Source organism: Pseudomonas sp. NFACC05-1 (genome assembly GCF_900100135.1).
Taxonomy (GTDB): domain Bacteria; phylum Pseudomonadota; class Gammaproteobacteria; order Pseudomonadales; family Pseudomonadaceae; genus Aquipseudomonas; species Aquipseudomonas fluorescens_Q.
In genome coordinates, this window is sequence record NZ_FMTR01000039.1 from 25,856 (window position 1) to 38,039 (window position 12,184).

Here is a 12,184-nt window from a genome sequence, read left to right on the forward strand (position 1 = left end):
AGATTGACGATGCGCCGCCTCCTGCCCCTCCTGCTTCTGTTGCTGTTGCCCCTGCTCGGCCATGCCAACGTGCCCGCCGTCGAAGCGCCACGCCCGAAAATCGGCCTGGTGCTGTCCGGCGGTGCCGCACGGGGGCTGGCTCACATCGGCGTGCTCAAGGCCCTGGAAGAGCAAGGCATCAAGATCGATGCCATCGCCGGCACCAGCATGGGCGCGGTCATCGGCGGGCTGTATGCCTCAGGCTACAAGATCGACGAACTGGAAAAACTCGCCCTGGGCATCGACTGGCAACAGGCTCTGTCCGATGCGCCGCCACGCAAGGACGTACCCTTCCGGCGCAAGCAGGATGACCGGGACTTCCTGGTCAAACAGAAACTGAGTTTTCGTGACGACGGCAGCCTCGGCCTGCCCTTGGGGGTCATCCAGGGCCAGAACCTGGCCCTGCTGCTCGAAAGCCTGCTGGCCCACGCCAGCGATACACGGGACTTCGACAAACTGCCGATCCCGTTTCGCGCAGTCGCCACTGACATCGCCACGGGCGAAAAAGTCGTGTTCCGCAAAGGCCACCTGCCCAAGGTCATCCGCGCCAGCATGTCGATCCCGGCGGTATTCGCCCCGGTGGAACTGGACAACCGACTGCTGGTGGACGGCGGCATGTCCGACAACATCCCGCTGGATGTGGCCCGGGAAATGGGCGTGGACGTGGCCATCGTGGTCGACATCGGTACGCCCCTGCGCAACCGCAAGCAACTGGTCACGGTGGTGGATGTGCTGAACCAGTCGACCACCCTGATGACCCGGCGCAACTCTGAAGAGCAACTGGCAACGCTGAAGAAAGACGACGTGCTGATCCAGCCGGCGCTGGCGAGCTTCGGCTCCACCGATTTCGGCCGGGCCCAGGACATGATCGACGCCGGTTACCGTGCCACGCGGATACTCGAGACACGCCTGGCGCCTCTACGCCCGTCCGAGGCGCCCGACGCCGAGCTCATGGCCGCGCGCACCCCAAGCGAGCGCACGCCGGTCATCACCGCCATTCGTGTGGAGAACGACTCGAAAGTCGGCGATGACGTGATCCGCTATTACGTTCGCCAGAAGATCGGCGAGCCGCTGGACCTGGGCCGCCTGCAGACCGACATGGGCACGCTGTACGGCCTGGATTACTTCGAACAGGTGCAATACCGCGTGGTCCGCAAGGGCCCGGATCACACGCTGGTGATCAGCGCCCGGGGCAGACGCACCGGCACCGACTACCTTCGGCTGGGGCTGAGCCTGTCGGACGACATGCGCGGCGACAGCGCTTTCAACCTGGGGGCCAGCTATCGGGTCAACGGCATCAATCGCCTCGGTGCCGAATGGCTGACCCGGGCGCAGATCGGCGACAAGCAGGAGCTGTACAGCGAGTTCTACCAACCATTGGATGTCGGTTCACGTTACTTCATCGCCCCCTACGGGCAATTTGAATCTCGCAACGTGGAGTCCATCCTGGACAACGATCCGGTGGCCCAGTATCGCGTCGAGCGCTATGGCTTCGGGCTGAACGTGGGCCGCCAGATCAGCAACAACGGCGAAATCCGCTTCGGTGTCGGCCAGGCCTGGGGCAAGGCGGATGTGCGCATTGGCGATCACGACCAGCCCAGCGAAAACTTCAATGAAGGTTTCTATGAGCTGAAGTACTCCTTCGATTCCTTCGACAACGTGTATTTCCCCCACGAAGGGGAAGATATCGGCCTGAGCTGGCGTCAATACGAACCAGGACTGGGTTCCGACCAGCGTTACCGCCAGTGGGAGTTCAAGCTGGACAAAGCCCTAAGCAGCGGCCCGGATACCTTCATCCTGGGCGGGCGCTACGGTCGAACACTGGACACTGCTGAAGTCGTGACATCCAGCTTTGTGCTCGGTGGCGCGCGGCAGCTGTCAGGTTTTCGCGAAGACGGGATATCCGGACAGAACATCAGCCTGATGCGTGCCGTGTATTACCGCCGCCTCACACCGCGGGCCTATCTGCCACTGGACTTCCCGCTGTACGTCGGCGGCTCGTTGGAACGCGGCAGGGCGTGGAACAACGACAACGAATTCGACAGCGGTTACATCAACGCCGCCAGCATTTTCCTGGGCTTCGATACACCGCTGGGGCCACTGAACTTCAGCTATGGCTTTAACGACGATGATGAACAGGCGGTGTATCTGAACCTGGGGCAGACGTTTTGATGGGCTGTCTGGACAGGATTTGACAGCCTGATAGGCCGCTATCGCGAGCAACCTCGCTCCCACATGGGGGCGCAGGTGGCTGTGGGAGCGAGCTTGCTCGCGAAGAGGCCAGCCGCTACAGCCTCGATGGTTCTTAGCGAATCCCCGCCAGCAGCACCCGGGCGGTCTGCTTGAGGGGTTCGTCACCCTCCTCGAGCAGTTCTTCAAGCAGGGAGACGGCGGTTTTCAGGTCTCCATCGTCGATGCAATTCTGTGCCTGCTCCAACTTGACCGAGTGTTCCGGGGCCTGAGGCTCGAGGGGCAGGGTGTCCAGGGAAACAGGTTCAAGGGCCAGTGGCTCAAGTTCCAGCGACTGTTCTTCGTCGGCAAAGCTATCGAGGAAGGCATCGTCCAACGACTCGGTTTCCAGTGGCGCTTCCCATTGCAGATCCGGCTCGTCAAAACCTGAAAGCGAAAAGCTCTCGGCGGCATAAGGTGAAACAGCCTCTTTATCGGCAGTGTTGTCCTGGGCATCGGCGAGGTCCCAGCTGGTTTCCATGGACAGCGCATCCAGGTCCAACTCGAACTCGTCACCGGGCACCGGCTCACGTTCAGGCGCAGGTGTCGGTGCCGGAGTAGATGGAAGAACCGGCACCTGAGGTTGTACCGACGCCACTGTCGGCGTGGCGATCATGGAAACCTTGGGGTAGCGCCCGCGGACCTCCTCCAACGTCCCGGCATCGATACCCTGTGCCTGTAGATGATGCTCCTGGGCCTGGAAACCGATGACATCGCCCTGCTTGCCCAGTACTTCCAGCAACTTGAGGCCCAGGTCGGTGCGCTCCGGCTCCGCCAGCAACGCGGCGCGCAACAGCCCTGCGGCCTCGGTGAATCGACCGTAGGTCAGGTAGATCCCGACGCCCTCCAGCACATCACCCAGGGGCGTGTCACCGTTATTGAACGATGCCGCGGTCTCGGACGGCTCCGTGTCGGGGATTGATGCAAAGGTTTCGTCGCCCTCCTCCAGCATCGGCTCGGGACGCCCGGTCATCGGTTCCAACTCGGCCTGCTGCTGCCGACGCCGAACGAACAGTAACAGCGCCAGCAACCCCAACAGGCCCACCAGCCCCGCCACCCATGTCCAATTGATGCCCTCTGGCTCTGCTACCGGTTCTGTAGCGGGTTGCGCGTTCGACGCCGGTTCCGATGCAGGAAGCGCCGGTTGCGGTTGCGTCGATGCGACAGGGGCTGGCGCTACCTCGGCCAGCCGGGCCTGCAATTCGCTGATCTGCTTGCGCTGGCCAGCGACTTCCTCGTCCTGGGCCTGGAGCCGGGCCTGCAGTTGCTCGATAGTCTTCTGTTGCTGCTGGTTTAGCAGCACGCTGGCGGCCAATTGCTCATCGGACGCGGCGGGGGCCTGGCCGGCCGGGGTTGCAGCCGACGTCGGCAGCACGGCCGAGTCGGGCAACAACAAGCGCTGGCCGATGGAAAGCCGGTCGCTGCCGGGGTTCAAGGCCTGGATTGCTTGCATCAACTCATTGATCGACGCGTTGCTGCCGGCGTCATGCAGGCGTTTGGCGATGAGCCAGGGGTTGTCCCCCGGCACCACGGTGTAGCGCTTGCCCTGTACCGCCGGGGGCGGCTTGATGGACGGCGGGGCCTCGGAAGGTTCGTCACGGACAGGCACGATACCCGGTGTGCCCGGCGGGTCGATCAGCACGGTGTATTCGCGCAGCAGGCGCCCGTTGGGCTGATTGAGCTGCACCAGGAAGTTGAGAAAGGGTTCCTCCACCGGTTTGCTGGAGGTCACCCGAATGAAGCTGCGCTCCCCGCGCAAGACCGGCGTGAAGCGCAGGTTGTTGAGAAAAAACGCCCGCTCCACACCCGCACGACTGAAATCGTCCGGGCTCGCCAGGCTGGCCGACAGATCGCCCTCGCCGATGCCGGCCACATCGACCAGGGCGATATCGGCGCGCAACGGCTGGTTCAGGGCGGAATGGAGCGTTATGTCCCCCAGTCCCAGCGCCGACGCCAAGGCCGAATACCCCAGGGCACCCACGACGACCGACACGTTGACCCAACTGCGCAACGTGGACTGCAAACTTTCAAGCATGGGTATCCCTTTCGACTACCAGACTGAGCGTAAACGCATCCAATACGATCACTTAGTACTGGTTATAGTTCGCTAATCGCCGAATCTCAAAAGTCTGGCGCCAGGGATATGCCTCAGGATTTTTCCAGGTTGGCCAGGATCGTACCGTGGACCCGCATGCACACGCGCATGTCCGCTTCATCGACCCCTTCGAACAGCTCACGCCGCAATTGCGTGGCAATGGTTTCGATTTGTTCGATCAACGGTAGGGCCGGTGCGCAGAGCACGATTTTCTTGGCCCGGCGGTCCTCGGCCACGGCCTGGCGCTGTACCAGCCCCTGGGTTTCCAGGCTGTCGAGCAACCGGGCCAGGGTCGGTCCTTCGACGGCGACGCTCTGGGCCAGTTCACGCTGGGTCGGCGCCTGTTCGAAACGGGCCAGGTGCAACAGCACCAGCCAACGCGCCTGGGACAGGCCCAACCCGGCCAGGCGACGATCCAGTTCGGCACGCCAGCCCCGAGACATTTGCGCCAACTGCATGCCAAAACGGTGTTGATCGGTTAACGGCATAAAAAAACTCATCAGATCTGAAATAGAGAAAAACTAATTATTAGTCAGCTAAGCATGAGCTTTGGATTCAAGCAAGGCTCGCCTTGTACTGAATCGTTAAAGGAACGCAACTTACTGATCAGACTTCAAATTCCGACTGCAATGCAGCCCTGACGCAATACAACACACCTTCGGGAACCCGTCCGACAAACAGTGCGGCAACTTCAGACACTGGTGGTAACTCGCCTTCGCCGTCCAGGAAGGCATCCTGCACTTCACCCATCAGTTCCTCGGGCAGATCCAGTGCCTGTTCCAGGGATAACTGCTGTTTGCCAATGGCCTCGGCCAGCATCGTGTAGACGTTCTTTTCCGAGCACTGCAGTTGCCCGGCGATCTGCAACGGCGTCATGCCGGCCCGGGCCAGTGTGATGAGTTCGTGGCGTACATCGGCCACCGCTTTCGGTGCTTCGGCCTCGCCGCCCAGGACCTGGAGGAAGGCCTCGCCATACCGCTCCAGCTTGCGCGCGCCCACGCCACTGACCCGGGCCATTTCCGCCAGGGAGGTGGGCTGGCTGCGGAGCATTTCCAGCAGCGTCGAGTCGGGGAAGATGACGTACGGCGGGACACCGTGCTCCTCGGCCAGCTTGCGCCGCAAGGCCCGCAAGGCTTCCCATTGATCGCGCTCTTCGCCACGCACCAGTTGGCTGGCCTGGCTCTTGCTGCTCTTGACCGCCGTTGCCGGTTTGAGGTCGCGGCGCAGTTCGAGGGTGACTTCACCTTTGAGCAATGGCCGGCAAGTCGCACTCAGGCGCAGGCCGCCGTAGCCTTCCAGGTCGATGTCGGCCAGACCGCGGGCCACCAGTTGTCGGAATAATGAACGCCACTCACTCTCGGTGCGCGCCTTGCCCACACCGAACACCGACAGGTGCTGGTGGCCAAAGCTGCGGACCTTTTCGTTGTCCTTGCCCAGTAACACGTCCACCAGATGCCCAACACCGTAGCGCTGGCCGGTGCGGAAAATCGCCGACAAGGCCTGGCGGGCCGGTTCGGTGGCGTCCCAGGTTTCCACGCCATCGACGCAGTTGTCGCAATGCCCGCAAGGCTGGGGCATGTCTTCGTCGAAATAGGCCAGCAGGGTCTGGCGCCGGCAGCGGGTTTCTTCGCACAGCGAGAGCATCGCGTCGAGCTTGTGCTGCTCCAGGCGCTTGTGGCGCTCATCACCTTCGGAGCTCTGCAACATCTGCTTGAGCATCACCACGTCTTGCAGGCCGTAGGCCATCCAGGCGTCGGCCGGCAAGCCATCACGACCGGCACGCCCGGTTTCCTGGTAATACGCCTCGAGGGACTTGGGCAGGTCCAGGTGCGCGACAAAACGCACGTTGGGCTTGTCGATGCCCATGCCGAACGCAATGGTGGCCACCATGATCAGGCCTTCCTCGTTGAGGAAGCGCTTCTGGTGATAGGCCCGCAGGTCGTTGGGCAGGCCGGCGTGATACGGCAACGCCGGGAACCCCTGCTCACACAGAAACGCCGCCACTTCATCGACCTTCTTGCGCGACAGGCAGTAGACGATGCCGGCATCACTGCGACGTTCGGCGAGAAACGCCAGCAACTGCTTGCGCGGCTGCTCCTTGGGGACGATGCGGTAGAAAATATTCGGACGGTCGAAGCTGGACAGGAAGCGCTCGGCATCCTGCAAATGCAGGCGCTCGACGATTTCCTCGCGGGTGCGTTTGTCGGCGGTGGCGGTCAGGGCGATGCGCGGCACGTCGGGGAACAGTTCCGCCAGTTGTCCCAGTTGCAGGTATTCACGCCGGAAATCATGGCCCCATTGGGACACGCAGTGGGCTTCGTCGATGGCGAACAGGGCGATTTCCAGGCTCTGCAGGAACGCCAGCATACGTGGCTGCACCAGGCGTTCCGGGGCCAGGTACAACATCTTCACTTCGCCGCGCCTGATGCGTGTCGCCAGGTCCCGCTGTTGCTCGGCGCTGAGGGTGGAGTTCAGCGAAGCAGCGGCAACCCCCAGTTCCTCGAGGGTCGCAACCTGGTCGTCCATCAATGCGATCAGTGGCGAGACCACCACGGCCAGGCCGTTGCGCAACAACGCCGGGACCTGGAAGCACAAGGATTTGCCGCCGCCGGTGGGCATGAGCACCAGGGCATCGCCACCGCTGGCCACGCGCTCAATAATGGCACCCTGGCGGCCACGAAAACTGTCGTAGCCGAAGATGTCCTTGAGGACGCGTTGAGCCTGTTCGAGCATAGAAACTCCAAAAATCACCGAAACATCCCTGCAAGGCTGGTTCAGAATCACAAAAGCTGCACCGGCAAATCGTAAGTGCGCGTTTCGAACCGGCGGGACGCCGCAGGGCATCACAAAACGCGGCAGTATACCCGAGGCCTTCGTTGCGAAGGGCGCTGCTGACAAGAGGTGTTCGATGAAGCCCTTGCACTGTTGCCAGTCATGCACCGAACCTGTGGCGAGGGATAAATGCCAGGGCATGCGGGCAACCCAGCCCTTACCGGCAAGGCAAATACGCCACGCGGCTGGCCTGGGCGCTCAAGAAGGCCTAGAATTCCCGCATTGTTTATTCCCCAAGGTAGCCCGTAATGTCCTTCGCTGAGCAACTGACCCGCCTGCAAGTCTTCCTCGACGCCGATGAGCTGCACGAAGAGGCGCTGGACTACGTGGCCGCTCACGGCTATCTGACCGCCCTGTCCATCTGCGCAGAAACGGTGCCGGACCGTGAGTGGATCGACGCCCTGTTCGCCGAAGAGCCGCATTACAGCGACGAAGCCCAGCGTGCCGAAATCGAAGCCACGCTGGTCGGCCTCAAGGCCCACATCGCCCGCCAACTGGCTTCCGACGAAGAGTTCGAACTGCCGTGCGACCTGGACTTGGGCGATGACCCGGACGATTCGGAACTGCGTGGCTGGTGCATCGGCTTCATGGAAGGCGTGTTCCTGCGCGAAGCCGCCTGGTTCGAAACCGCCGAAGAGGAAGTCAGCGAAATGCTGCTGCCGATCATGGTCGGTTCCGGTCTGTTCGACGAGCAACCGGAGTTTTCCGACATCGCCGCCGACGCCAACCTGATGGACGACATGATCGTCCAGATCCCCGAAGCCCTCACGGCCCTGTACCTGCTGTGCAACGCACCGGACGAGAAACCGGCGATCCTCAAGCCTCGCCACCACTGAGTGACCGGGTGCCCTCGCCCATTGGCAATCGCCCGCTGATCCTGCGTTACGTTCTGTTGGCCATCGGCTGGCTGAGCGTAGCGCTGGGGGTCATCGGCATCTTCGTCCCCGTACTGCCCACCACCCCTTTCCTGCTCTTGGCGGCGGCCTGTTTCGCCCGCAGTTCGCCGCGCTTCTACCAATGGCTGGTAGAACATCCCCGCCTCGGCCCGTGGATTCGTGACTACCTCAGTGGCAAGGGCATCCCGCTCAAGGGTAAGGTCTATGCCATCGGACTGATGTGGGCGAGCATCCTCTTTTCCTGCTACCTGGTGCCCCTGCCGTGGGCCCGGGGGTTCATGCTCACCAGTGCGGTGCTGGTAACGGTTTATATCCTCAGGCAAAAGACGCTGCGCAAGCCTTGAATGTGGCACGAGCCTGGATCTCCTGTGGCGAGGGAGCTTGCTCCCGCTGGGTGGCAAAGCCACCCCAAATGAACTAACTCAATTTTCCTGGCTCATCGCACCCAGCCTTTTTTGCGACTGCTGCGCAGTCGAACGGGGATAAATCCCCTCGCCACAGGGGTTTGTGTGTCCAGCAGCCCTTTCTTCAAGCCGCAAGAATGACAAAACCCGCCATTTCCAGACCGGAAATCGCGGGTTTTGTTATTTCAGCTCATCTCACACCGTGTCCACCTTCAACGAGTGGTCATTCAACATCCCGTTGATGATGGTCGCCGTATCTGCACCTGCGATCATTCCGTCTGCGCCGGGTGTGACGCCGTAATGACTGGCGAGGTTGACGCCGGCCAGGTCGATGGTCTGGTTCGGCGTGGCGCCGGCGATGGCGCTGACGTCGATGCTGGTAATGACCGACGCCCCGCTGCCGCTCACGCTGAAATGCAGGTAATCGTCCAGTGACGCCGCGCTGCCATTCTCCCCCTGCAACAACTGGGACAGGTCGAGTTTGTCGACACCGGGCGCGAAGTCGGTGATCACGTCGTGGCCGCTGTTGCCCGCCTGCCATTGGAAGGTGTCGGCGCCGCTGCCGCCGGTGAGGGTGTTGTTGCCCAGGCCGCCAATCAGCAGGTCATCGCCGCCACCGCCATTGAGCACGTCATGGCCCAGACCACCGTCGAGGCGGTTGCTGGCGCCGTCGCCGGTGAGGGTGTCGTTGAAGTTCGAGCCCACCAGGTTTTCGATGCCGATCAATGTATCGGTGCCCGCGCCCAGGGTGTTCTGCGCCGCCAGCAGGCCCAGGTTCACCGTGACTGCCGACGTGGCATGGGCGTAGCTGACGGTGTCGTTGCCCGTACCGCCATCGAGCAGGTCGTTACCCGTGCCGCTGTAGAGCAGGTCATTGCCGGCCCCACCGTTCAGGGTGTTGTTGCCCGAACCGGCGCTGAGTACGTCGTTGCCGTCGCCGGCGTTGAGGATGTTGTCGCCGTTGCCAGCCAACAGCACATCGTCGCCACTGGTGCCCGTCAGGGTATGGCCCGCCTGGTAACTGATGCCTACCGCTGCGCTGTCACTGCCGCCATGGTTATCGCTGGCGGTGTAGCTGCCGTGGTAGTCCGGTGTTTTGTCTTGCGCCCCGGAATAGTCAACGGTGAGGGTCAGTTGATAGTTCTCCGCAGCGTTGGAATTACCGCCGCCGGGATTGGCGATATTGGTGACGTGGATCTGGTAATTGCCATCCGCTGCCGCGGTGAAAGAAGCCCCATCGTTGATCGCAATGAATGGCCCGCCGTTGAGCGAATACTCCATCGCAATGCGACCGGCCGACAGGTTGTGGTCCAGGGTGAGGGTTTCGCCCTGTTTGAGGTTGATGTTGAGCCGATCTTCATCGTTGGTGTTGTTATTGGACACCATCCCCAGTGCACCGCTGACCACCAACATCGCCGTCATGCTCGCGGTATTGGCGACGAAAGCGCTGCGGCTGAGATTGATCGATTGCACGTTGTTGCCGGTGAAGCTGGCCGTGCCGGTGCTGCCGGTGAAATCCGCGCCTTTGGCGACCCAACCGGTATTGAAACTGGTGGGTGACGCGCTGAGCGGATCGCCGTTGGCGTCGCTGTCGTTACCCAACAGCAATTCACCCGGAATCACGATGTTGCCCGACAGCACGTTGGTGATGATGTTGTCGTCAGCCGCTATCGGTGGGCTGTTGGGTACGACGTTGATCACCAGGTTGGAGCTCGCCAGGTCACCGTCATGGTCGCTGACGGTGTAGCCGATGTGCTCGGTGATCAAGGTGCTGGTGGCCGTCTGGGAGGTGTAGCTGAACGCACCGGTATCCAGGTTGACCACCAGGGTGCCGTCGTGGTCGGTGGCAATGCTCAATGTGTTGGTGGCGGTATTGAAGGAGCCATGGTTGAGCCCGCCGCTGGCGGTCAGCGCGCCATGGCCACCGTTGGCCGCCGGGTCATAGCTGTACGTGGTGCCATCGACCACCAGGCTCTTGATAAACCCGCCATCGGCGCCGAACGAGCCCCCCTCGCCCAGCAGGTTGCCGGTGACCGGCGCGCCTTGCACGGTACCGGAAAGCACCGAGTTGAGCTGGTTCAGGTCGGTGACCACCACCGCGTTGGTGTTGGTGTGCGTGCTGCCGTCATAGGCCAGCGGGTCGAGGTTGATGTTTCTGGCGCCGCTGCCCAGGCCGACGGCGTAATTCTTGATGCCGTTGGCATCGAGAAAGGCTTTCCATGCGACCTCGTCCGCCGAGCCGATTTCGCCCAAGGTCGGCTTGCCATCGGAGAAAAAATAACCAATGTTCTGGGCGCCGGTCAGTTGTCCGGGGGTGGCGAACGCCGTCTTGGCCATCGCCACGGCCGCATCGTAATTGGTGTCACCGTGCGCGCTCAGCGCGGCGATCAGTGTCTTGGCAGTTGCCACGTCCACCCACACGGCACTCTGGTCGGTGGCACTGCCGCTGAAGGTCACCAGCTGGACTTTGACGTCGCCCATGTCGTCGTATTTGTCGAGCAAGGCGCTGATCGCCTGTTTGGCCAGATCCATACGCGAGAGCCCCGGCACGCCGGAATCGTCTTTCATGCTGCCGGACACATCCAGCACGATCAGCAGGTTCGAATCGACCTCCACCGCCGTGACCGAACGCTCGGACGCGACAGCCTTTGGTATGTCATCGACGATGCTGACCACCAGGCTGCCGGTGGTGCTGTTGCCCAGGGAGTCCGTGGCCTGGTAGGTGAAGCTTTCGCTCAACACGTTCGGGCCATCGTTGGCATGGGGTGTGGTCGTGGCCGGCGAGGTCAAGGTGTAGGTGTACGACCCATCAGGATGGAGCAGCAACTGACCGTAGGCACCGGTGGCATTGCCCACCAGGGTGAAGGTGACGGCGCCCGTGGCACCGCTGACCGAGCCGACCAAGGTCCCGCTGGCGGTTTCACCGGTAGCGCTCGGGTCACTGCCGGTGACGGTGCCGGGGGCCAGGTCCAGGCCGTCCTGGGTCAGGTCCAAGGCTTTTTCGTAGACGGTCACGTCATGGTCGGTTTCTGCGACGAGGCAGCTGTTGTGCACGTCGACAGTGATGGTCGTCGTGCTTTCATCGCCATCGGCATCACGCACGGTATAGGTGAAGACATCGGTCGCGCCTGGTGCGCCGACAGCATCGGGATTGCTGTGGTAGACGGCGTTGCCGTTGGTGTCCAGGGTCAGGTAGCCGTAGGTGCCATTGATCTGGCTATTGAGGCCGCCGATGGCTGGGTTGGTGGTGTCGTTGCCGGCACGCACGCCGATGATTGCGCCGCCGTCTGCACCGAGTACGTCGTTGTCCAGCACGTTGCCATTGACCGTGCCGCCCTCTACCACCGAGGCAAAATCGGCATGGGCCTTGGGCACGTCGTCGACAATGTCGATGACGATGGTGCTGGTGACCGTGTTGCCCAACGAGTCCGTGGCCTGGTAGGTGAAGCTTTCACTCAAGACGTTGGGGCCATCGTTGGCGTGAGGCGTGGTGGTGGCTGGCGAGGTCAGGGTGTAGGTGTAGGAGCCGTCGGGCTGAAGCGACAGTTGACCGTAGGCACCGGTGGCGTTGCCCACCAGCGCGAAGGTCACTGCGCCCACGGCACCGCTGATCGAACCGACAAGGCTGCCGCTGGCGGTTTCACTGGTGGCATTCGGGGCGCTGCCGGTGACGGTGCCGGGGGCCAGGT

7 protein-coding genes are annotated in these 12,184 nt (G+C 62.3%); 3 read left to right on the forward strand and 4 right to left on the reverse strand.

Annotated elements, in window-relative coordinates:
- The first annotated feature begins 9 nt into the window (after nucleotides 1–9).
- A complete protein-coding gene (locus BLO97_RS29300; protein ID WP_092349621.1) occupies nucleotides 10–2,211 on the forward strand; it encodes a patatin-like phospholipase family protein in 2,202 nt (733 codons plus the stop codon).
- 133 nt (nucleotides 2,212–2,344) lie between these two features.
- Here the strand turns inward: BLO97_RS29300 and BLO97_RS29305 are convergent, their stop codons facing one another.
- The 3 genes from BLO97_RS29305 to recQ form a co-directional block, all read right to left on the reverse strand.
- Complete coding sequence (locus BLO97_RS29305; protein WP_092349624.1) at nucleotides 2,345–4,303, reverse strand: FimV/HubP family polar landmark protein; 1,959 nt, start codon at nucleotides 4,301–4,303, stop codon at nucleotides 2,345–2,347.
- A 113-nt stretch (nucleotides 4,304–4,416) separates the two neighbouring features.
- On the reverse strand, nucleotides 4,417–4,851 hold the full coding sequence (locus tag BLO97_RS29310) for a MarR family transcriptional regulator (protein ID WP_003199001.1): 435 nt from the start codon (nucleotides 4,849–4,851) through the stop codon (nucleotides 4,417–4,419).
- Nucleotides 4,852–4,969: 118 nt separating this feature from the next.
- The gene (gene recQ, locus BLO97_RS29315) at nucleotides 4,970–7,096 is read right to left on the reverse strand and encodes a DNA helicase RecQ (protein WP_063322442.1); all 2,127 of its coding nucleotides are present in this window, start codon (nucleotides 7,094–7,096) and stop codon (nucleotides 4,970–4,972) included.
- Nucleotides 7,097–7,443: 347 nt separating this feature from the next.
- Here recQ and BLO97_RS29320 point away from each other — a divergent pair, with 347 nt between their 5' ends.
- The gene (locus BLO97_RS29320) at nucleotides 7,444–8,031 is read left to right on the forward strand and encodes a UPF0149 family protein (RefSeq protein WP_003198997.1); all 588 of its coding nucleotides are present in this window, start codon (nucleotides 7,444–7,446) and stop codon (nucleotides 8,029–8,031) included.
- Nucleotides 8,032–8,039: 8 nt separating this feature from the next.
- Complete coding sequence (locus BLO97_RS29325) at nucleotides 8,040–8,435, forward strand: YbaN family protein (protein ID WP_063322443.1); 396 nt, start codon at nucleotides 8,040–8,042, stop codon at nucleotides 8,433–8,435.
- 255 nt (nucleotides 8,436–8,690) lie between these two features.
- On the opposite strand, the gene BLO97_RS29330 is transcribed toward BLO97_RS29325, so the two are convergent.
- A partial coding sequence (locus BLO97_RS29330) for a type I secretion C-terminal target domain-containing protein (protein ID WP_139197746.1) occupies nucleotides 8,691–12,184 on the reverse strand: 3,494 nt, incomplete at its 5' end.